This is a genomic window from Caulobacter sp. FV1ye13L, assembly GCF_058681155.1.
Window position 1 is genome coordinate 3934869 of record NZ_CM178732.1, and the last position, 21272, is coordinate 3956140.

17 protein-coding genes are annotated in these 21272 nt (G+C 66.1%); 8 read left to right on the forward strand and 9 right to left on the reverse strand.

Annotated features, from left to right (window positions below):
* A complete protein-coding gene (gene scpA, locus ACW176_RS19070; RefSeq protein WP_419320906.1) occupies positions 1-2154 on the forward strand; it encodes a methylmalonyl-CoA mutase in 2154 nt (717 codons plus the stop codon).
* A gap of 9 nt (positions 2155-2163) precedes the next feature.
* Here the strand turns inward: scpA and ACW176_RS19075 are convergent, their stop codons facing one another.
* Positions 2164-2601 carry a DUF4112 domain-containing protein gene (locus ACW176_RS19075; RefSeq protein WP_492110248.1) on the reverse strand — a complete coding sequence of 146 codons (438 nt, stop codon included), beginning with the start codon at positions 2599-2601 and terminating at the stop codon, positions 2164-2166.
* A gap of 40 nt (positions 2602-2641) precedes the next feature.
* Positions 2642-3106 carry a DUF4112 domain-containing protein gene (locus ACW176_RS19080; RefSeq protein WP_419255872.1) on the reverse strand — a complete coding sequence of 155 codons (465 nt, stop codon included), beginning with the start codon at positions 3104-3106 and terminating at the stop codon, positions 2642-2644.
* A gap of 193 nt (positions 3107-3299) precedes the next feature.
* Between ACW176_RS19080 and ACW176_RS19085 the strand changes: the two genes are divergently transcribed.
* Positions 3300-3617, forward strand: a complete 318-nt coding sequence (locus ACW176_RS19085; RefSeq protein WP_419320902.1) for a heavy metal-binding domain-containing protein — start codon at positions 3300-3302, stop codon at positions 3615-3617.
* Positions 3618-3670: 53 nt separating this feature from the next.
* Here ACW176_RS19085 and ACW176_RS19090 read toward each other — a convergent pair whose 3' ends face one another.
* Positions 3671-4459 carry a hypothetical protein gene (locus ACW176_RS19090; protein WP_492110249.1) on the reverse strand — a complete coding sequence of 263 codons (789 nt, stop codon included), beginning with the start codon at positions 4457-4459 and terminating at the stop codon, positions 3671-3673.
* Between the two features lie 84 nt (positions 4460-4543).
* Positions 4544-7504 carry a TonB-dependent receptor domain-containing protein gene (locus ACW176_RS19095; protein ID WP_492110250.1) on the reverse strand — a complete coding sequence of 987 codons (2961 nt, stop codon included), beginning with the start codon at positions 7502-7504 and terminating at the stop codon, positions 4544-4546.
* 298 nt (positions 7505-7802) lie between these two features.
* Between ACW176_RS19095 and ACW176_RS19100 the strand changes: the two genes are divergently transcribed.
* The gene (locus tag ACW176_RS19100; protein ID WP_492110251.1) at positions 7803-9842 is read left to right on the forward strand and encodes an alpha/beta hydrolase family protein; all 2040 of its coding nucleotides are present in this window, start codon (positions 7803-7805) and stop codon (positions 9840-9842) included.
* A gap of 36 nt (positions 9843-9878) precedes the next feature.
* Here ACW176_RS19100 and phaH read toward each other — a convergent pair whose 3' ends face one another.
* The 3 genes from phaH to rlmJ all read right to left on the reverse strand — a co-directional run bounded on the left by phaH (position 9879) and on the right by rlmJ (position 12802).
* Positions 9879-10607 (reverse strand): phasin PhaH, encoded by a 729-nt coding sequence (gene phaH / locus ACW176_RS19105; protein WP_492110252.1) that lies wholly within the window; start codon positions 10605-10607, stop codon positions 9879-9881.
* Between the two features lie 87 nt (positions 10608-10694).
* Positions 10695-11978 carry a chromate efflux transporter gene (gene chrA, locus ACW176_RS19110; protein ID WP_492110253.1) on the reverse strand — a complete coding sequence of 428 codons (1284 nt, stop codon included), beginning with the start codon at positions 11976-11978 and terminating at the stop codon, positions 10695-10697.
* On the reverse strand, positions 11975-12802 hold the full coding sequence (gene rlmJ, locus ACW176_RS19115) for a 23S rRNA (adenine(2030)-N(6))-methyltransferase RlmJ (protein ID WP_492110254.1): 828 nt from the start codon (positions 12800-12802) through the stop codon (positions 11975-11977). The genes chrA and rlmJ overlap by 4 nt, the downstream gene beginning before the upstream one ends.
* Before the next feature lie 67 nt (positions 12803-12869).
* Between rlmJ and ACW176_RS19120 the strand changes: the two genes are divergently transcribed.
* Complete coding sequence (locus ACW176_RS19120; RefSeq protein WP_492110255.1) at positions 12870-13880, forward strand: DNA topoisomerase IB; 1011 nt, start codon at positions 12870-12872, stop codon at positions 13878-13880.
* Here the strand turns inward: ACW176_RS19120 and ACW176_RS19125 are convergent.
* A complete protein-coding gene (locus tag ACW176_RS19125; RefSeq protein ID WP_492110256.1) occupies positions 13877-14854 on the reverse strand; it encodes a helix-turn-helix transcriptional regulator in 978 nt (325 codons plus the stop codon). The two genes, ACW176_RS19120 and ACW176_RS19125, sit on opposite strands and share 4 nt — an antisense overlap.
* A gap of 177 nt (positions 14855-15031) precedes the next feature.
* Here ACW176_RS19125 and ACW176_RS19130 point away from each other — a divergent pair, with 177 nt between their 5' ends.
* Positions 15032-15376: a hypothetical protein gene (locus ACW176_RS19130; protein ID WP_492110257.1), complete on the forward strand. Its 345-nt coding sequence runs from the start codon at positions 15032-15034 to the stop codon at positions 15374-15376.
* Between the two features lie 285 nt (positions 15377-15661).
* Positions 15662-18280, forward strand: coding sequence for a TonB-dependent receptor plug domain-containing protein (locus tag ACW176_RS19135; protein ID WP_492110258.1), 2619 nt, complete (start codon positions 15662-15664; stop codon positions 18278-18280).
* A gap of 71 nt (positions 18281-18351) precedes the next feature.
* On the opposite strand, the gene ACW176_RS19140 is transcribed toward ACW176_RS19135, so the two are convergent.
* Positions 18352-18852: a GNAT family N-acetyltransferase gene (locus ACW176_RS19140; RefSeq protein ID WP_492111972.1), complete on the reverse strand. Its 501-nt coding sequence runs from the start codon at positions 18850-18852 to the stop codon at positions 18352-18354.
* Between the two features lie 370 nt (positions 18853-19222).
* Between ACW176_RS19140 and ACW176_RS19145 the strand changes: the two genes are divergently transcribed.
* Both ACW176_RS19145 and ACW176_RS19150 read left to right on the forward strand, forming a co-directional pair.
* Positions 19223-20827: a flavin monoamine oxidase family protein gene (locus tag ACW176_RS19145; RefSeq protein ID WP_492110259.1), complete on the forward strand. Its 1605-nt coding sequence runs from the start codon at positions 19223-19225 to the stop codon at positions 20825-20827.
* Between the two features lie 23 nt (positions 20828-20850).
* Entirely contained in the window at positions 20851-21249 is a 399-nt protein-coding gene (locus ACW176_RS19150) for a c-type cytochrome (protein ID WP_492110260.1), read from the forward strand.
* The last annotated feature ends 23 nt before the right edge of the window (positions 21250-21272 follow it).

The following is a 21272-nucleotide window of genomic DNA, read 5'->3' on the forward strand; positions in this document are numbered from 1 at the left end:
ATGACCAAGTTCCCTGACTTCACGACGATCGACTTCGCCGAGGTCGCCACTGCCGCCGCGCCTGAAGGCGCCGTCTGGAACACGCCCGAAGGCGTCGATGTCGCCCCGGCCTTCACCGCCGCTGATGTCGAAGGCCTGGACTTTACGGGCGGCTATCCCGGCGTCGCGCCGTTCGTGCGCGGTCCCTACCCGACCATGTACGTCACCAACCCGTGGACGGTGCGGCAGTACGCCGGCTTCTCGACGGCTGAAGACTCAAACGCCTTCTACCGGCGCAACCTGGCGGCCGGTCAGATGGGCCTGTCGGTGGCCTTCGACCTGGCCACCCACCGCGGCTATGACTCCGACCACGAGCGGGTGAAGGGCGATGTCGGCATGGCGGGCGTCGCCATCGACTCGATCCTCGACATGCGCACCCTCTTCTCGGGCATCCCGCTCGACAAGATGAGCGTGTCGATGACCATGAACGGCGCGGTGCTGCCGATCCTGGCGCTCTATATCGTCGCGGCCGAGGAACAGGGCGTTTCGCCCGACAAGCTGTCGGGGACGATCCAGAACGATATCCTCAAAGAATTCATGGTGCGCAACACCTACATCTATCCGCCCGCGCCTTCGATGCGGATCATTTCCGATATCTTTTCATATACTTCGACCAATATGCCGAAGTTCAATTCGATCTCGATCAGCGGCTATCACATGCAGGAGGCCGGCGCGACGGCCGACCTGGAGCTGGCCTATACCCTGGCCGACGGCATCGAATATGCCCGGGCCGGCGTCGCGGCCGGCATGAGCATCGACGTGTTCGCCCCGCGCCTCAGCTTCTTCTGGGCCATCGGCATGAACTACTTCATGGAGGTCGCGAAAATGCGCGCGGCCCGCCTGCTGTGGGCCCGGCTGATGAAGCGCGAGTTCGATCCCAAGGACGACCGCAGCCTCTCCCTGCGCACCCACAGCCAGACTTCGGGCTGGTCGCTGGCGGCGCAGGATGTGTTCAACAACGTCTCGCGCACCTGCGTCGAGGCCATGGCCGCCGTCAACGGTCAGACCCAGAGCCTGCACACCAACGCCCTGGACGAAGCCCTGGCCCTGCCCACCGACTTCTCGGCCCGCATCGCCCGCAACACCCAGCTGTTCCTGCAGATGGAGAGCGGCACGACCCGCGTCGCCGACCCGTGGGGCGGCAGCTACTATGTCGAGCGCCTGACCTATGACCTGGCCCAGAAGGCTCTGGCCCATATCGAAGAGGTCGAGGCGGCCGGCGGCATGGCCAAGGCCATCGAACGCGGCCTGCCCAAGCTGCGCATCGAGGAGGCCGCCGCCAAGACCCAAGCCCGCATCGACGCCAATCGCCAGAGCGTGGTGGGGGTCAATCGCTACAAGCCCGAGGTCGAGGACGTGATCCCGATGCTGAAGGTGGACAACAGCTCGGTCCGCACCCAGCAGCTGGAAAAGCTGGCCCGCCTGAAGGCCGAGCGCGATCCGGCCGCCACGGCGGCGGCGCTGCAGGCGCTGGAAGACGGCGCGCGCGGGACTGGCAACCTGCTGGCCCTGGCCGTCGACGCCGCCCGGGCCAAGGCCACGGTCGGCGAGATCAGCCTGGCGATGGAAAACGTCTTTGGCCGCCACCGCGCCGTGATCCAGACCATCCAGGGCGTCTATGGCAAGGAGGCCGGCGCCGATCCCAAGGCCGCCCGCGCCCGCGCCATGGTCGCCGCCTTTAAGGAGGCCGATGGTGGCCCGCCCCGCATCATGGTCGCCAAGATGGGCCAGGACGGCCACGATCGCGGTCAGAAGGTGATCGCCAGCGCCTTCTCCGACCTGGGTTTCAAAGTCGAGATCGGTCCGCTGTTCCAGACCCCGGGTGAAGCGGCCGAGGCCGCCATCGCGGCGGGTGTGCATGTGGTGGGCGCCTCGTCCCTGGCGGCGGGTCACCTGACCCTGGTGCCGGAGCTGAAGGCCGAACTGGCTAGGCTCGGACGCGAGGACATGGTCGTGGTGGTCGGCGGCGTGATCCCGCCCCAGGACTTCCAGGCCCTGCTCGACGCCGGCGCCGCTAGCATCTTCCCGCCCGGCACGGTGATCGCCGAGGCGGCCATCGAGGTGCTGGAAAAGCTCAATGTTCAGCTGGGCTATACCCAGGGGGCGGCGGCTTAGACGATCAGGTCAGTGTTTGCCGGCCTTGCGGCGTTTCTTGGCTGACATCTTCACGGCCACATCATCAGGCAGGCCGTGTCGCGCCTCTATGTCCTTCTGCAGGGCCTTGGCGGCCATCAGGTGGCCGGGGAACATCATGTCCACCACCGAGCCGGCGATCGGCACGGCGTCGGTGGCGGTGTCCATGGCCACGTAGGCCAGCATCCGCGCCAGGGTCATGAAGGACGCCCCGCCCGATAGGCCGTGGATCAGCAACAGACCACCGGCCCCCATGCTGTAGAGCGGCCCGACAACGGGCACCCAGGACAGCACGCCATCAAGGCCCAGACCAAAGGGTCCGATGCCGATCAGGCGATCGGACAGACCCTTGATGGTCTCAGCCGATCTCCAGGCGCGATGAGCGCGCAAGCGACGGCTGTCGGAATAGGGAGCAGCTTCAACGGTCATGCTCTGATCAACGCCTTGCCTGCTCTATGGTTGTCGACGCTTAGCCGAGGAAGACGACGCGGCGCTTTTCCTTGCCGGCCTGGATACGGGCCAGCAGGTCGCGGTATTCCGCCGTCCCTTGCACCTCCTTGCGGGTGCCTTCGAAATAGATGGTGTCGTCCATGTGCTTGGTCAGCATGTCGGCCGACCACTTGTGGCCGGTGAACAGCAGGTCGGCGACCTTGCCCGCCACCGGAAGCGAGCCGGCCACGGTGTCGATCAGGATGATGGCGACGATCTGGATGACGATCATCGGCGCGGCCCGCGCCCGAACGGCGTCCATGATGATCAGGCCGCCCGCGCCCAGGCTGTAGAGCTCGCCCGCGCCAGGGATCCAGGTCAGCAGGCCGTCCAGGCCCACGCCCAGCGGCCCGACGCCGACGACGTTGTCCGACAGCTTCTTTACCCGCTCGACGTTGCTTCGGATGTTGTGCAGGTCGAGATGCGACTTGGCGAAGATCACCAGGAAAACTCCGGGAGCAAAAACTGGGGTCAATCTGCCTTAACCATCGGCGCGCAGGAAGTGGAAGAACGCCAGATTCCCGCCTCGCGGGAGAATGGCGTCAGAAAGTGACGCTTTGTGGGGGAGCCCCTCGCGAAGGGCGACGTTTACGCCTAAGTTAAGGACGTTGGCGCGTGCGTCGCACAGGGGTTTATCCATGCTGATCTCGACCACGCCCTTCATCGAAGGCCGGCCGGTTCAGGACTACAAGGGCGCGATCTACGCCCAGTCGATCCTGGGCGCCAATGTGGTGCTGGATCTGATGGCGGCGATCCGCGACTTCATCGGCGGCCATTCCAAGTCCTACGAACGGGTTCTGGCCCGCGCTCGCGAGGACGCCCTGAAGAACCTGGTCAAGGAAGCCGAGAAGCTGGGCGCCAACGCCATCGTGGGCGTCGATCTCGACTACAATACCGTCGGGCCGAACGGCTCGATGATGATGGTCTCGGTGTCTGGGACGGCGGTCGTTCTCTAGGGCATTTTCCGACGCGGTGGACGCCGGTTCCGGCGCCCGCCACAGGCCAGCCCTCATGCGTAGCCGAGCAGCGCCCTGAGACCTGGCGCATGGAAGTCGACCACGCGCTTGTGGACCTCGGACAAGACCTTGGGCAACTCCGCCGTCACATTGAGGTTTTCGCTGGCGGTGCGGCTCTCGCGGCGGTCGGCGCCGGCCTCGACCCGGTCGCGCCAGTCCGCCGGCAGCTCCAGCCCGCAATCGGCCAGCAGTTGCGCGAAGAAGGCTTCCGCCCGCCTTGAGCCGAGGTCGTTGAGGCTGTCGATGATGTCTTCGTAGCGCACGACGACGGCGCTGGAGCCCATCCACGCCACGGCGTTGAGGGCGAAGATGTCCTTCAGGTCCGGCACCTTTCCGTGCGCGCCCATGATCATCATCATCATGACATCCTCAGGAGATGCCGCGCCGCCCTTGATATGGTTCAGGTTTCCCTGAAACTCGTCCGACAGATAGAACCGCGCGCGGGCCAGCACCCAGTCATAAGGATCGCGCACCAACACGATGTGGCGCACGTCGCGCAGGGCGATGGCCGATTCGTCCGAGAACAGCATGTGCCCCCAGCTGATCATCGGCTTGGCCTTTGAGAACGCCTCGGGTCCGAACTGCCGCAGGATGGCGTGCTGGATGTATTCGCGCCGCCAGTGCTGCTCGGGGGCCACAAACATCCGCAGGATGTTGCGGATCAGGTGGGTGCCGGCCTTGGGCACGCTGTTCAGATAGACCGGCGTCGTCAGCGCAGCGCGGTCGAAGCGCAGGCCGATCTCGTCGAGATTGTCGGGCTTGCCCCGGATAATGGCGTTCACGCGAGCAGGCTCCAAACACGGACAGCGATACAAAAACGGCGGCGGGTCGCCCCGCCGCCGTCATGTTAGTCCAATCCGCTAAGACTAGAAGCGCGCCGTGATGTTCAGGAACAGGCGGCGACCATAGTAGTCGTACTGCGAGGCCAGGACCGAGGACCCGACCGTGCTGTAGTTACCCTGGGCGCGCGACACTGCCGGGGGCTCTTCGTTGAACACATTGGCCACACCGCCGAGGATCGACCAGTCGTCGAACTTCTTCTGCAGCGAGAGGCTGTGATAGGCCGTGAACTCGGTGTGGATCTTGTAGAAGGTGGTCCCCGCCGCGTTCTTGTCGGCATAGTCTTCGGCGTCAGACGCCTTGCCGATCATGTCGATGCCCCAGAAACCCGTCCAGTCGCCCTTGGTCAGGCGGAAGTTCAGCTGGCCGGTCCAGTCAGGGTTTTCGACGAAGCCGTTCTCATCGATCGTCGTGCCGGCGAACAGGGCCGTGGTGTCCTCAAGTTGCCAAGTCGACTGCAGGTCGACGGTCAGCTTGCTGTCCCAGGGCAGGTCCTGACCATAGCGAACGGTCAGGTCGATGCCGCGGTTGGCCTGTTCGGCGATGTTCAGATAGTTGTTCGTGACCTGGTTGATCAAGTTCGAGCCCGGCGTGCGGGTGAACAGCTTGCAAAGCGGATCGGTCGGGAAGGACAGCGAACGATAGCAACCCGACACGATGCGCGCGGCGCCGAGCTGGGTGATCTCGTCATTGACCTCGATTTCGAAGTAGTCGACGGCCACGTTCAGGTTGGCGAAGCTAGGGGTCCAGATCACGCCATAGGTGACGGCCTTCGAGGTTTCGGCCTCCAGAGCGCCCTTGCCGCCGCCCGCCGTGACGGTGGCCGACGAGCCGGCGCCCGAATGGGTGCCCGGAATGCCGGCGGCGGCGCAGTTGTTGGCGACGTATTGCGGCAGGTTGCCCTGGGCCAGGTTGGTCGCCCAGCGGATGCAAGGATCAAGCGTGCGCTGTGACGCGAAGCTCGTCTCGGCGTTCTTATACAGCTCGAACAACGCCGGAGCGCGGAACGAGGTGCCCTTGGTGGCCCGCACGCGCAGCGACGGCACGATCTGCCAGTTCAGGCCGATCTTGTAGGTGTCGTCCTCGCCATAGCTGTTGACCTTGGTGTGGCGGCCCGACAGCGACAGTGCGACATTCTCGGCGAAGGGCAGACCCTTCAGCAGCGGAATGCTCAGTTCGCCGAAGAATTCGCGGGCCAGGTCGTCGCCCTTGGTGATGCCGGCCGTGGAGGAACCCCACACATTGCCGGCCAGGGTGACGGCGCCAGGCGTGTCGCTGATCGAGTCCTTGCGGTAGTGGAAGCCGAAGGCGGCGCCCACGTCACCGGCCGGCAGCTTGAACAGCGAGCCCGAGGTCGAACCTTCGATGACCAGTTGCTTGTAGATGGTCTCGCCGGCTTCATTGTCGAACAGGAAGCCTTCTTCGGCGGCCGTGTACTTGCCGGCCAGGAAGTCCGGTGTGACCCAGCTGACGTCCACGCAGGCCTTCTTGCTGATCGGCGTGACCTGGCCGACGCAGGAGCCGCTGCGGAAGGCGCCGATATCGACAGCGTCCTTCAGGATCACGTCACGTGAATAGACGCCCTTGGAGTGGCTGTACTGGCTGAAGATGTCCCAGTCCCAGCCCTTCAGGAAATCGATCTTGCCGAAATCGCCGCGCAGACCGCCGACATAGCGTTGATAGTCAACGCGCTGGCCGTCTCGGTTGCGATTGGTGACCGGGGTCGGCGACAGGATGAAGTCACCGGTGAAGCCGGCGCTGAACGGGTCGATATCGCCGGTGTAGAAGTAGCTCCAGAACTGGCGATAGCCATTGCTCTTGGTGGCGCGGCGGTTCAGCAGCAATTCGCCATAGACTTCGACGCTGTCGTTGATGTCGAACGCGCCCTGGGCATAGACGGTCGAGCGCTCGTTGCGCGGCACCAGCGAGGAATCAAGGTTGAACGGGCTGTTGTAGTCCAGAACGCCGTTGTCGGCGGCCTGGGGATCATCGCTATAGCCGACGGTGTAGAAGCCGGCGGGCGCGCCCGGATAGTTGGCCGCCTGGCCCGGCGGCACGCGGGGGATCAGGCCGCCCAGCTTGCCGTCATAGTCGTACTGCAGCTTGCCATCGAGACCGGAGAAGTTGAAGTCGTAGAGCCAGATCTGATCATACAGCAGGTCGCGGCACTGGGCCGAGCCGGTGCGGGGATCGATGGTGTCCTTCCGCTTGCCGCTGGAGTCGGTGATGTATTGCCGGCCGCAGTTGGTGTAGCTGCGGTCGCCCACGCGCTGCTCGGCGGTCTTCGAATAGTCGTAGGAGACGTTCAGGAAGCCGCGATCAAAGGTCTTGCCCCAGCTGATGCTGCCGCGCGACTGCTCGCCGCCCTTGTCCTGGGGCTGGCTGACGAAGGCGTCGATCTCGAAGCCGTCGGTGTCGCGCTTGGTGATGATGTTGACCACGCCGGCCACGGCGTCGGAGCCGTAGATCGACGAGGCGCCGTCCTTCAGGATGTCGACGCGCTCGATGGCGGAGACCGGGATGACGTTCAGGTCGACGGCGGACACGCCGCCACGCACGCCGGCCGGGCCGGTGCGGCGGCCGTTGATCAGCACCAGGGTGCGGTTGGCGCCTAGGCCGCGCAGCGAGACGGTTTCAGCGCCGGGGCCGCCGTCGGTGACGAAGGCGCTGGAAATGGCGGAGGTCACCTGCGGCGAGCCCGAGGCGATCGTCGAGGTCTGCAGCAGGCCGGCGGCGGTCGAGATGCCCTTCAGCTTGCCTTGCTCGGCGCTGATCACCTGGATCGGATCGGGGCTGTTGAACTCGCTGCGCTTGATGCGCGAGCCCGTGACCACCAGGGCCTCGATCTCGGTCACATCGGCGGCTTGCTGGTCGGTGGTGGCCAGCGGCGCGGCGGCTTGAGCCAGGGCGAGCGTCGGTGACATGACGCCGGCGGCCAGCCCGGCGATAACCGTGGAGGCTAGAAGATGCTTACGATGATTGGACATGACAGATAAGGCCTCCGTGATTTCGCAGAATGTGGCGAGTTTTGACAATCACTCACCCTAAGCGAGCAAGACTGGGCCACGCCTAGAAAAGAACTTTTCCGGGCGCCCACCGCAACTTCTACGTCGCATTGCCGACGCAATTTCGACACGGTGTGACATTCGGCACGCACTTGCCGGCTCAGCAGGCGCCCGGAGACGCCATCTGACGGCTTGGCCAGATTCTCCTGATCGCTATTGTGGAGTTCTGGTCGCGAGCCGCGCCTCGGCCGCGACTCACCCTTTCGCCCTGGAGCTCCCTGTGAGATTTGTTCCACGCCCGCTCATCGCGACCGTCGTCAGCCTGCTGGGGCTGACAGCCCCGGCGCTCCACGCCGCGCCCCTGCCCGCCAAGGCCTTCGCCGACCCGCCGGCCATCAGCAACGTGCAGATCTCGCGCGACGGCAGGCACATCGTGGCCCTGACCTCGCCTACCGGCCAAAGCCCGACGATTTCGGTCTGGGCCACCGATGCGCTGGACAAGCCTCTGGCGGTCATCTCGGCCGCCAAGGTCCGGATCCTGAGTGTCAGCTTCCTGAAGAACGACCGCCTGCTGGTGCGGACGATCCAGACCTTCACCGAGGGCAATGAAAAGGGCCACCTGACGCGGCAGTACGTGTCGGATCTGGAGGGCAAGTCGTGGACGACCCTGTTGCCGGATACGCGGGCCAAGTCGGAGCTCGAGGCCTATCTGGCCAAGTTCGACGATGCGACCCTGATTGACACCCTGCCGGCCGATCCCCGCCACGTCGTGGTCGAAGACGCACGGATCGACACGCGGGGCGACATCGTGAAAGTCGACATCTACTCCGGAGAGACCGAGCGCCTGATGCGCGGCTCGGATCGCTTCTTCGGCTTCGATCTGGATCTCAAGGGCGAGATCCGGACGCGCCAGGAACTGAACTACGACAAGGGCGCGGTCTATATCGCCCAGTGGATCCGCGATCCGACCAATGGCGAATGGTCAGAGCACTTCCGCTGGTACGCCAAGGACCGTGAACCGGTCTCGATCGTCGGCTTCACCGAAGATCCCAACATCATTTACATTTCGTCCAGCAGGGGCCGCGACAAGGCCGGTCTGTATGTCTACGACATCAAGGCCCGCCAGATCGTCGAGCCGCTGCTTGAGCACAAGCTGTTCGACGCCGGCGGTGTGATCACATCAAGCGCCGTCAGGGACTACGGCCGGGTGCTGGGCTTCAGCTATGCGGGCCCGACCAACAGCATCTACTGGACCGACGAGACCCTGGCTGCGCTCAACAAGGGCCTGCGGACGGCGCTGGGCGTGAAGACCATCGCCGTGAACTGGGTTGATCCCGCCACCGGAGCGGCGACGCGCCTGCCCGTGACCGACGGCGCCGACGCGATGATCACCGACTGGTCAGAAGACCTGAAGCATTTCATCGTCGAGAAGTCCGGTCCCGGCAATCCGGGCGAGTACTACCTGCTCAACGCGTCCGGCACTCTTCAACTGCTCGGCAAGGTTCGCCCTGACCTGGACACCGCCTCGCTGGGCGCGACGCGGCTGGTGCAGTATGCGGCCCGCGACGGCCTGATGATCCCGGCCTTCCTGACCACGCCGCCGGCCGGGCAATTCGGTCCAGGCCCCTACCCCACCCTGATCGAGCCGCATGGCGGTCCCTGGGCGCGCGACAACCTGGAATGGGACTCCTCCGGCTGGGTTCAGTATTTCGCCAGCCGCGGCTACGCCGTGCTGCAGCCGCAGTTCCGCGGCTCGGAGGGCTGGGGTCAGAAACTCTGGCGCGCCGGTGACGGCGAGTGGGGCCAGAAGATGCAGGACGACAAGGACGACGGCGTCAAATGGCTGATCGACCAGAAGATCGCCGCGCCCGACGCGGTCGCCATGTTCGGCTATTCCTATGGCGGCTATGCGGCCCTGGCAGCCGCCATCCGGCCCAACGGCCTGTATCAGTGCGCCATTTCAGGCGCGGGGGCCGGAGACCTGGCCAGCATCAAACAGGCCACCTTTGACAACCGGCTCCAGCGCGAGTTCCAGAACCCGACCATCCGGGGCCTGGACGCCCTGGAGCAGGCCAAGACGGCCCAGATCCCGCTGTTCATCTATCACGGCGATCGCGACACCAACGTCGATGTCAAACAGTCCCGCAAGTTCGTCGATGCGCTGAAGGCGGCGGGCAAGCCGCACCGCTATCTCGAAATCAAGGACATGGGCCACGGCTCCATCACCATGGAGCCGGCCATGATGGAGGCCCAGTTGGTCGAGATCGAAAAGTACCTCAACACCGAGTGCGGCCCCGGGGGCATCGGCCCGAGCCGCTGACCCCCGGTTACGACCCTAAGGAAAGCGACCGGGGCCTCAGGCCTCGGTCGCGGCGCCGGCGAAACGCTTGGCCTGGGCGACCCAGGCGTCGCGGTCGACCCGGCCCTTGAGATTGAGCAACTGGTCGATCGACTGGATGTCTTCGGCGGTCCAGGCGGCGATCTGGCTGAAGCTGGTCACGCCCAGTTCGCTCAGCGACGCCGCCAGCTTGGGACCGATCCCGACCAAGCGGGTCAGGTCGTCGGCGAGCAGCTTGGCGGTTTCGATCGGAGCCGCGACCGCAGCTTCGACAGCCACAGCCTCGACTTCTGCAGCCGGTTCGAGCATGGCGACAGGCTCGACGGGCTCGGGAACGATGGTCTCGGCGATTTCAATGACCGCCTCGGCCGCCAGCTCGCCAGCGGCTTCGACGGCCTCGAGAGTCTCGACCGTCGCTTCTGCGGCAAGCTCGACCGGCTGGAGAAGGACCTCGGTGGCCAGGTCCAGCGCGGGTTCGACGACGGGATCGACGACGGGATCGGCGATCGGCTCTACCCACTCGGCCGCGGGCGGCGCCAGCGGTTCCGGCGCCAGGGCGCTGAGCGCCTCGACATTGACGGCCTCGCGCCAGCGCGACGCCCACCACCACCAAGCGGCCCCCGCAGCGGCCGCGCCGCCGAACATCAGCCACAGCGGCGAGGCCGCGCCGATCATCACGTGTGGCGCCGTTTCGGGGTCGCCCCGCTCGGCCTTGAACTCAGGAAAGAAAGACAGGTTGGAAACCATGGCGCGCGCTCCGGCAACCGCGATTTTTTGTGCAATGCAACATAACACAGTTCTGGCGTTCGCAAGTGCGAAAATGTTGCCGTTAGGTCAAGCCAGTCCGGAGACTTTCAGGGCCAGTCCCGTGGCCATCATCACCGCCACCAGGGCCAGCACCGGCAGGCGCAGGGCGAAGGTCAGAGCCAGAGCCAGAACCGTCATGCCCAGGGCGACAACATCCAGGCTGGCGGGGTCAGGAATGGCAGCCTTCAACGGGCCCCAGGCCAGCGCTCCGCCGGTGCGAAACAGCAGATGCGTGGCAAACCACACCGCCAGTTGACCAATGACCCCAACGGCGGCCGCAGAAACCATGGCCAGGGCGCGCGCCGGACGCGGATGTCCGCGCAGGCGCTCGACGAAGGGCCCGCCGGCGAAGATCCAGAGGAATGACGGCGCGAAGGTCGCCCAGGCCGCCATCAGGCCGCCGGCCAGACCGGCGATCCAGGCCCATTCCGGCGCGGCCGCCTGATAGGCGCCGACAAAGCCGACGAAGACGAAGACCAGCACCAGCGGCCCCGGGGTCGTCTCGGCCAGGCCCAGGCCGTCCAGCATCTGCACGGGGGTGAGCCAGCCGAAGGCGGCGGCCGCCTGGCCCAGATAGGCCAGGGCCGCATAGGCGCCGCCGAAACTGACCACCGCCAGACCGCTGAAGATGGCCCCCATCCGCGCCACCACGGAGTCTGGCGCGATGGCCAGGGCCGCCGCGACCGGCGTCAGCCACACGGCCAGCCAGATCATCACGGTCCGCAGCGTTCCGCCGCGCGCGACAACCTCCTCTGACGCGCCCGGCGCGATCGCGCCGCCGCCCAGTCCCCACCCGATCGCGCCCGCCGCCAGGATCAGCAGCGGGAACGGCAAGACCGTAAAGCTCAGCAGGGCAAAGGCGGAGACGGCGATCGCCATTCCGGCGCCGTCGCGGATCGTTCGGCCGCCGATGCGCAGCAGGGCCTGGGCCACCAGCGCCACCACGGCCGCCTTCAGGCCCAGCAGCACGGGCCCGGCCCATTCCGATCGTCCGTACACGACATACAGCGCCGAAAGGCCCAGCATGATGGCCAACCCTGGCAGCACAAACAGCAACCCCGCCGCCACCCCGCCGCGCACGCCATGCAGCCGCCAGCCCAGCCAGACGGCCAGTTGCTGGGCCTCGGGGCCGGGCAGCAGCATGCAGAAGCTCAGGGCATGGGCGAATCGAGCCTCGTCGACCCAGCCCTTTTCCTCGACGACGGTCTTGTGCAGCAGGGCGATCTGACCGGCGGGACCGCCAAAGCCCAGGCAGCCGATCTTCAGCCAAACCCCCAGCGCCTCGCTGAAACTCGGCGCGGATCCGCTCACGCGCTGGTCCGCCAGACCCTGGCCGCGCCGCCGGCCTGGCCCAGATTGCGGACGATCCAGTCGGTGGCCGTGCGCACGGCGGGCTCGACCTCGGGCGGAGCCCCGACCAGGACCATGGTGCTGCCGTTCATCTTCATCGGATCCAGCAAGGGGCGAAGTCTGACCTCGGCCACTAGCGCGTCATTCGTGACAGTTTCCAGCGCGCGGATGAAGGCGTCGAAGGTTTCCAGGTCCTTCAGCGGCGTCCAGATCGCCAGCACGGCGTCGGGATCGCGCTGCAGCGCCTGACGCGTGACCTCGACGATGCGGGCATAGTCGTCCGGGCGCTCGAACGGCGGATCGATCAGGATGAAGGCCCGCCCTCCCCGGCCTGCCCGGGCCGCAGCGGTCTCGTAACCATCGGCCTTGGACGCCTGGGCGAAGGCGTAGGGCGCCAGCGAGCGGCGCAGCAGGTCGAAATCGTCGTCGCGCAGTTCGCAGGCGGTGTAGCGATCCTCACGGCGCAGCGCCCCGGCGATCAGCAGCGGCGAGCCCGGATAGAGCGGCCCGTCCCGGCCGCCGTTCATGGCCCGCACGGCCGCGACCAGCGGGGCGAACACCGCCGGCGCGTCGGCCTCCTGCAGCAGGCGGAAGATCCCGGCGTCGGCCTCGCCCGACCGCCGCGCCATCTCGCCGCTCAGGTCGTAGCCGCCGGCCCCCGCATGGGTGTCGATCACCGACAGGCTGGGCGACCGCGCCTTCAGCGCCTCCAGCACCGCCAGCAGGATCGCGTGCTTCTGCAGGTCGGCGAAGTTTCCGGCGTGATAGGCGTGGCGATAGTTCATGTCTGGCGAGGCGCTCCCGGAACCGGCGCTTCCTCTATCACGTTGCACGGCGATAGGGAGGCAAACCATGGCCCGCGACACGCACCAGATGGCCCCGATCGCCAGTTCCGCGCTCGTCTATTGCGACGACCACCACAACGGCCTGGGCCGGCGCGTTACGGCGTCGGGCTTTCGCTATATCGATGTCAACGGCAAACCCCTGAAAGACGAAGCGACCCTGGAGCGCATCCGGGGCCTGGCCATTCCGCCCGCCTGGACCGAGGTCTGGATCTGCCCCAGCCCGCGCGGCCACATCCAGGCTTTGGGTCGCGACCACAGGGGTCGCAAGCAGTATCGCTATCACCCGGACTGGCGGGCTGATCGCGACGTGCGCAAGTTCGAGCGGATGGCCGCCTTCGGCCGCGCCCTGCCCCGCCTGCGCAAGCGCGTCGAGGCCGATCTGGCCCGTCGCGGCCTGCCGCGCGAGAAGGTGCTGGCCGCCGTGGTCCGGCTGCTGGAGCTCACCCTGATCCGCGTGGGCAATGACGAATATGCCCGGACCAACAAGAGCTTTGGCCTGACGACCATGCAAAAGAGCCACCTGCGTCTGGCCAGCGGTGGCGCAGTGTTCGAATATCGCGGCAAGAGCGGCAAGAGCCACAAGACCGGGTTCCAGGACCGCCGCCTGACGCGCGTCGTCCGCGCGTGCCAGGATCTCCCCGGTCAGCGCCTGTTCAAATATGTCGATAAGGGCGGCGAGCGACGGGCCGTCGAGTCCAGCGACGTCAATGACTATATCCGCGCCGCCTGTGGATCCGATTTCTCGGCCAAGGACTTCCGCACCTGGGCTGGATCCCTGGCGCTCATGGAGGGTCTGCGCGCGCTGCCGCCCGCGGAAACCGCGACCGAGGCCAGGCGATCGGTGACCGTGTGCGTCAAGGCGGTCGCGGGCCTGCTGGGAAACACCCCGGCCGTCTGTCGCGCGGCCTATATCCACCCGCGCGTGCTGGAGGCCTATGAAGCGGGGCAGCTGCCGTCCGGCAGGAGCGCTTCGGCGCGCGCCGGCGAACTTGCGTTGTTGCGGCTCGTGGGAAACTAGCAGTGGGCCGCTAGCGCCCGCTTCAACTCGGTCACCATCAGCTGGCGCAGCCCTGGCGGCGAGACGATCTCCACGCCGTCGCCCCAGGTGAACAGGTGCCAGGCCAGTTCCAGCATGCCCGCCGCGCGGAAGGCCACCGTGACCGAGCCGTCCGGCTCGGGTCGCACGGTCTGGGTGGAGTGGAAACGCCAGCGCATCGCATCCTCGGCCCGGTCGGGCCGGATGCGCAGCACCACATCCTCGACAGCGCCATGATAGATGCCGAAGCTCTCGTCGGCGAAGGCCTGCAGCGAGAAGTCCTCCGGCGGCGGGGCCGGCCGGTCCAGCACCTTCAGGGCCTTCATCTTGTCCAGCCGCCAGGAACGCGGGCGCATGTCCTCGCCCTCCAGCGCCACCAGATAGTTGCTGCGGGCGAACAGGATGCCCAGCGGCGTCACCTCACGGGTGCGGCCAGGGGTGCTGCCGCCGTCATAACGGAACGACAGCGCGCTCAGCCCCTTGATCGCCGTGCGGATGGCCGCCAGGGCGGCCTCGTCTTCATAGGGCCGGGGTCCGGCATGGATGGCGATGGTCTCGGCCTGGACCAGGGCCTCGACATCGGGGGCGACCTTGCGACGGGCCGCGCCGCGCAGGGCCGACAGCAGCTTGCGCTCTAGGGCGAACAGCGAGGCGGCACGGCCGTCGGCGCCCGAGGCCTTGTAGGAATCAGCCGCCGTCCGCAGCGCCGCCAGCTCCTCGGCCGTGGGCGTCTGGAACAGGCCGTCCAGACCGGCGGGAATGCGGAATCGCCGGGTCGGCGGATCGTCGACCACTTCCATCTGGGGAAAGGCGGCCCAGACCGCATCGCGCATGCGCTCAGCCGTGCGCCGACCCACATCCAGGGCGCGCGCCATCTCGTCCAGGGTCATGCCCTCGCTCGATCCCGCCAGCATGCGGGCCAGGTCCAGGAGCCGTGCAGCTTTTTCGTGCCTCATACGTTCTCTATACGACCGAATCTGGCGCACGGCACGTGCAAACAGGTCTGGTCCGAACGAGAGCGTGACAGCTGAAAGTGGATGCCGGTTTCAGCGCTCGTCACGCTCTCCACTTTGAAAGCGAGCCTGTTCGTCCGTTTCGAACGAAACGGACGAACAGGCTCTCAGGAGACGCCCATGTCCCGTTTTGCCTGCCCCGTCTGGGCCATCGCCCCCGTCAATGCCCCGATGATCTCGGCCGTGCTGGCCTTCGCAGACATTCATCGCGACCTGGGCGCCGGACGCACCCTGATGCGGATCAGCCACGAACGCGCGGCCCGCGCCGATGTCATCCTGCTGCTGGGCCGCGACGCCGAGCGGGTCGTCGATCTGGGCGTGGTGTGGAACGATCGCGAGGACCAGATCATCCGGGTCATCGACGACGCCGAGCGCCGCGACTCGCGCCTGGCGGCTTGGGAAGACGCCTATGATCTGTTCGAGTCCGAGGTTCGCGAACCGGCTGATCACCGCCTCGTGGCCTGACCTGAAGGGGGAAAGGCCCCCGATCCGCACAATCCACAAGCAAGGTTCTGCCTAAAAATGCGGTCTCGACGCCCCCCAAAGGGGCGCCGGGGCCGCAGCGCGTATTTGTGACGACTTCTTGTCGCCGCCCCCATTGCGGAAGCCGCCACCTTCACTCCACGCTGATTTAGCCGGCAACGTCCGAGTGAAAAATCGCGTCAGTATCAAAAACAGAAAAGTTCGGGAGACAAACGCCGTGGAGAAGGAATCAATCTTGCGTTGATAAATTGAACGAGGGGGCTCTCCATGAATCGGCACTTTAAAACGACTCTACTCGCAGGTATCTCTGCGATGTCCGTTACTTTTGGATACTCTGTCGCGGCGCACGCCGCAGACCCGGCCGCCGACGCGGCGCCTGAAACCACTTCCGAACTTGAGACCCTGATCGTCACGGCGCGCGGCAAGCCCCGCACCGTTCTGGACAGCGCGGTCCCGGTGGACTCCTTCAGCGAAGCTGACCTGAAGTCCGCCGCCTTCACTGACACCAACGACATTCTGAAGACGCTGGTCCCGTCCTACACCCTGGCCCGTGAGCCGATCTCGGACGGCGCGACCTTCATCCGCCCCGCCAGCCTGCGCGGACTTCCCACCGACAAGACCCTGTTCATGGTCAACTCCAAGCGCCGCCACCGTTCGGCGCTGGTCAGCATCGGCGGCACCGGCGCCCAGGCGCCTGACGCCGCCACCATCCCGGCCTCGGCCCTCAAGAACGTGGTCGTCACCCGTGACGGCGCCGGCGCGCAGTACGGCTCGGACGCCATCGCCGGCGTCATCGACTTCCAGCTGAAGGACAGCCCCAGCGGCGGTTCGCTCACCGCGCAGTACGGCCAATTCTATCTGGGCGACGGCGAAGACGTGCTGGTCACCGGCAACCTCGGCCTGCCACTCGGCGACAGCGGCTTCATCAACGGTACGTTCGAATACACCAGCCAGAATCAGGTCAACCGCGGCAAGCAGTATTGCAACGTCGGCATTCCCAACCAGTCGGCCGGCTTCTGCGTCACCAGCTACGCGGCCGCCAACCCGTCCTATGGCGCCTTGATCAACGACTACGTCCAGAAGTGGGGTCAACCTGACGCCGAAGCCCTGCGCGGCGTCGTCAATGCTGGCTACGACATCAGCGACACCATGTCGATCTATGCGTTCGCCAACTACTCCAAGAGCAGCGCGGTTGAGTATTTCAACTATCGTCCGCCGGTCAGCAACGCGGTCAACGCCACGCCGATCCGTCAGCAGGACGGCTCGATCTTCATGTTCAGCTCGATCTTCCCGGCCGGCTTCACGCCGATGTTCGGGGGCGACATCACCGACTACAGCCTCACGGGCGGCCTCAAGGGCAAGATGGGCGAGCTGCAGTACGACTTCAGCGGTCGCTACGGCAACGACAAGCTGGTCTACACCCTGTGGGACACGGTCAACCCGTCGATGGGTCCGGCCTCGCCGAAATCCTTCTATGTCGGCGCTCTGATCTCGACCGAAACCGCCGCAAACGCCGACTTCGCCTATGACTTCGCCATGGCCGGCTTCAACACCCCGGTCACGCTGAACTTCGGCGCCGAATACCGCGAGGAAGGTTACGAGATCGAGCCGGGCGACGTACCTTCGTATGTGGCCGGCCGCTACGCCGTGCCTAACCCTTTCGGCTTCTGCAACACGACCACGCACACGCCGACGGCCGCGGGCTTGGCGCTGCCAGCCACCGCCGGCCTGAACTGCGCCAACTACCTGTCCACGACCGCCGACGGCTTCGCCGGCATCGACCCGACCTACAACGCTTTGGCGGTCGGTTCGAACGGCGCGCCGGGTTCGCCCCCGTCCTATTCGGGCAAGCTGACCCGTGACTCCTACGCCGGTTACGCAGAAGCCTCGGCCAACATCACTGAAGCCTGGTTCTTCGACGTCGCTGTACGCGGCGAGCACTTCTCGGACTTCGGCAGCACCTGGAACGGCAAGGTCGCCACCCAGTACCAGATCACAGACGGCTTCGGCGTTCGCGGCTCGATCGGCACCGGCTTCCGGGCTCCCACGCCCGGCCAACTGTTCACCACCAACGTGTCGACCCGCGTCGAGAACGGCGCGATCATCGCCTCGGGCCTGTTCCCGGCCGCCAACCCGGTGGCCCAGTTCATGGGCGCCAAGGAGCTGAAGCCCGAAAAGTCGCTGAACATCGCGGCCGGCTTCACCGCCTCGCTGATGGACGGCCTGAGCCTGACGGTCGACGCCTACAGCATCGAGATCAAGGACCAGTTCTACGCCACCACCCCGATCACCGTGACGCCGGTCATCCGCGCCGCCCTGATCGCAGCCTCGGTTCCCGGGGCTGACACCATCGGCCAAGTGCAATTCTTCCAGAACGCCTTCGACTCCACGACCTCCGGGGTCGACGTGGTGGCCACCTACCGCGCCAACTGGTCCAACGGCCAGTCCACCAGCTTCACGGCCAGCGGCAACTACAACAAGTTCAAGATCGACAAGGTGTTCTCGACCAACTTCTTCGACGCCGAAGGGGTGCATGACTTCGAGAACGCCGCGCCCCGCTGGCGTTCGGTGGTGTCGGCCAGCCACGAGATCGGCAAGTTCAAGGCCGTTGCCCGGGCCAACATCTACGGTCCGTACAAGAACCAGTTCAGCGTCGGCAATCCGATCGTCCAGAAGTGGGACCCGGAAGTCTTCGTCGACACCGAGTTCAGCTACGCAGCGACGGACAACTACACGATCGCCATCGGCGCCCGGAACCTGTTCGCCAACTATCCCGACGTCGACAAGACCGGCGAGTCGGCCACCAACGGCCGCCTCTATCGCTCGGACGCCATCGTCGATTGGCAGGGCGGCTTCTGGTACATGAAGATGTCCGCAACCTTCTAGGATTGCGATCCAGACAAAACCGAAGGGCCAGGCGAAAGCCTGGCCCTTTTCGTTTGTCTGGACGACCGGAGCTAGCGCCCCAGCGCCTTGCCCATGCGGATCAGCGGCACCGCATAGCCGCTCGACGTCATCGCCGTGAACGGCTCGATGTCGTGATAGCCACAGGCGCGATAGAGCGGCACGCCGCCCATGGTCGCCGCCATCTCGGCGCGGGCAAACCCCTCGGCCGCCGCCGCCGCCTCGCAGGCGTCCAGCACCAGCCGGCCCACGCCTTTCCGGGTGTGGTCGGGATGTGTGTACATCGCCCGCACCCGAGCAGCGTCAATCCTGGGGTCCAGCAGCGCCGCGTCGCGCCCGGCGGAGTGATCGCCGCCGAACAGCGTGGCGCGCCGGCTCCAGCCACCGCAGCCTGCGATCTGATCGCCGTCCTCGACCGCGAAATAGGTGCCGTCGGCGATCAGCTGGCTGTCCAGACCCATGATCTCAAACGAGGCCCTGACCCCTTCGGGCGGCAGGAACGGCGTCAGAAGCTCGCTGATCGCCGCGTTCATCAGGGCCGACAGAACCGGCATGTCCTCAGGTTGCGCCAGCCGCAGGCGAAGTGGGAATCCTGTTGTGCTCACGGCGCTCTCCTCGCGAAACCTTGGTCCGTTGATGCGTCGCGCCTGGGGCGAAGGAAGAGTGATTCCCGCCCTCTGCGCTTGATCATCGCCACCCGCCCACGGTTCGCACACGGGGCGCCCCAGGCGCCCAAGGGCGGAGCATCCGGGGCGCATCTAACATGTCAGATCGTCCGTCGTCCGAAATCAGGTTGCGCCGGTTCCCGCGAAATTTCGAGATGGCCCGGACTTCGGCGGGGGCGCGTTCGACCGAAGGAACGAAAGGTGTATCGTCACGGCGATGCACGCGTTTTCGGCGTCGGCTGTTGAGTGGCGGATTGGCATGAATACGACTGCAGGCCTGGCGACGGGCGGAGTTCTGACCCGACGGCGTTTCTTCGAGGGCCTCGCCGCGGTCGGCGGCATTTCCCTGGCGCTTTCGGGCATGGACGCCCTGGGCTTTGGCATGGCTTCGGCCACGGAACTGCCGCCCGCCCTGACCGGCGACGTCAAGGGCACGAAGATCATCGTGCTGGGCGCCGGCCTGGCCGGCATGACCGCCGCCTATGAGCTCTCCAAGGCCGGCTATCAGGTGCAGATCCTGGAAGCCCGCGCCTTCGCCGGCGGTCGCTGCCAGACAGCGCGCAAGGGCTTCGAGCACACCGACCTGCTGGGCCACAAACAGACCTGCGAGTTCGACGAGGGGCTCTATATCAACCACGGCCCGTGGCGGATCCCTTATCACCACCGCTCGACCCTGCACTACACCAAGCTGTTTGGCGTGCTGCTGGAGAGCTTCGTCAACGACAATGACGCCGCCTATGTCTATTTCGAGAAGGGCAAGGGCCCGCTGGCCGGCAAGCCGATCCGCAAGGGCGAGATCGCCGCCGACGCCCGGGGCTACGCCGCCGAACTGATCGCCAAGGCCGCCAGCAAGGGCGAGCTCGACGCCGCCCTGACCCCGGCAGACCGCGAGACCTTCATCGCCTACATGATCAACGAAGGCCGGCTGTCACCCAAGGACCTCGCCTATACAGGCACCGAGGGGCGCGGCTTTTCCGTGCACCCGGGCGCCGGCGTCAATCCGGGCCCTGGCCAGGAGCTGGAGCCCTTCGCCTTCAAGGACGTGCTCGACAGCAAGGCCTGGCGGGTGCTGAGCTCGGTCACCGGCTACGAGCAGCAGCGCACCATGCTGCAGCCGATCGGCGGCATGGACCAGATCGCCAAGGCCTTCGAAAAGCAGGTCGGGCCGATGATCCGCTATTCGACCGTGGTCGAAAAGATCAAGCAGACAGGCAAGGGCGTGAAGGTCGCCTTCAAGGACGCCTCGGGCAAGACCGGCGAGATCGAGGCCGACTACTGCGTCTGCACCATTCCGCTCAGCGTGCTCAAGCAGATCGATATCGACGCCTCCGCGCCGTTCAAGGCGGCGATGGCGGGCGTGGCCTATGCGCCGGTCAACAAGATCGGCCTGCAGATGAAGACCCGGTTCTGGGAAGAGAACCACCACATCTATGGCGGCCACATCTATAACGACATCCCCGGCATCGGCACGATCACCCTGCCCTCCACCGGCTGGCAGAGCCAGAAGGGCGTCCTGCTGGGTTACTACAACTTCGGCGGCGAGGCGGCGCGGATCAGCGCCAAATCGCCCGCCGCCCGCGCCGAGTTCGCCGTGGCCGGCGGCCAGAAGGTGTTCCCCGAATATGCCGCCAATTTCGAGAACGCCTTCTCGTTCTCCTGGCACCTGGCGCAGTTCAATCTGGGCGGCTGGGCCGAATGGGGCGAGGCCGGTCGCCGCGACGCCTATCCGGTGCTGTGCGAACCCGACGGTCGCCTCTATCTCGCCGGCGAACACCTCAGCTACCTTGGCGGCTGGCAGGCCGGGGCCATCGAGTCGGCCTGGCAGCAGATCGCCAAGATCCACGCCCGCGTGCAGCAGGCCTGAGACCCGAGGACCCGAGAACAAAGATGAAGTCTGCTTCCCGTTTCGCCCTGGCCTGCCTTGTCGCCGCCGCGTTGGCGCCCGCTGCGGCCTCGGCCGCGTCGTCGCCCAAGGACCTTTACGAAGACAACTGCTCGGCCTGCCATCAGGTGACCGGCAAAGGCATCAAGGGCGCCTTCCCAACCCTGGCCGCCTCGCCGCTGGTCAACGGTCCGCCCGCGCTTCTGGTCACCACCGTGCTGAACGGCCGGGCCGGCATGCCGGCGTTCAAGGACGACATCAACGACGCCGATCTGGCCGGTATCATCAGCTATGTCCGCACCTCGTGGGGCAACAAGGCCAAGCCGGTGACGGCCGCCGAGGTCGCCGCCATCCGCACCAAGGCCAAGGCCGCCCAGAAGGCCCGTGGCCTGCAAGCTCACTGATCGACCCTTTCCAGGAGAAGACC

Bases quoted from the DNA above. Each gene is read 5' to 3' on its own strand.
- scpA (WP_419320906.1), top strand. From the start codon at position 1: ATGACCAAGTTCCCTGACTTCACGACGATCGACTTCGCCGAGGTCGCC.
- ACW176_RS19075 (WP_492110248.1), bottom strand. From the start codon at position 2,601: ATGACCGTTGAAGCTGCTCCCTATTCCGACAGCCGTCGCTTGCGCGCT.
- ACW176_RS19085 (WP_419320902.1), top strand. From the start codon at position 3,300: ATGCTGATCTCGACCACGCCCTTCATCGAAGGCCGGCCGGTTCAGGAC.
- ACW176_RS19095 (WP_492110250.1), bottom strand. From the start codon at position 7,504: ATGTCCAATCATCGTAAGCATCTTCTAGCCTCCACGGTTATCGCCGGG.
- phaH (WP_492110252.1), bottom strand. From the start codon at position 10,607: ATGGTTTCCAACCTGTCTTTCTTTCCTGAGTTCAAGGCCGAGCGGGGC.
- rlmJ (WP_492110254.1), bottom strand. From the start codon at position 12,802: ATGAACTATCGCCACGCCTATCACGCCGGAAACTTCGCCGACCTGCAG.
- ACW176_RS19120 (WP_492110255.1), top strand. From the start codon at position 12,870: ATGGCCCGCGACACGCACCAGATGGCCCCGATCGCCAGTTCCGCGCTC.
- ACW176_RS19125 (WP_492110256.1), bottom strand. From the start codon at position 14,854: ATGAGGCACGAAAAAGCTGCACGGCTCCTGGACCTGGCCCGCATGCTG.
- ACW176_RS19130 (WP_492110257.1), top strand. From the start codon at position 15,032: ATGTCCCGTTTTGCCTGCCCCGTCTGGGCCATCGCCCCCGTCAATGCC.
- ACW176_RS19135 (WP_492110258.1), top strand. From the start codon at position 15,662: ATGAATCGGCACTTTAAAACGACTCTACTCGCAGGTATCTCTGCGATG.
- ACW176_RS19140 (WP_492111972.1), bottom strand. From the start codon at position 18,852: ATGCCGGTTCTGTCGGCCCTGATGAACGCGGCGATCAGCGAGCTTCTG.
- ACW176_RS19145 (WP_492110259.1), top strand. From the start codon at position 19,223: ATGAATACGACTGCAGGCCTGGCGACGGGCGGAGTTCTGACCCGACGG.
- ACW176_RS19150 (WP_492110260.1), top strand. From the start codon at position 20,851: ATGAAGTCTGCTTCCCGTTTCGCCCTGGCCTGCCTTGTCGCCGCCGCG.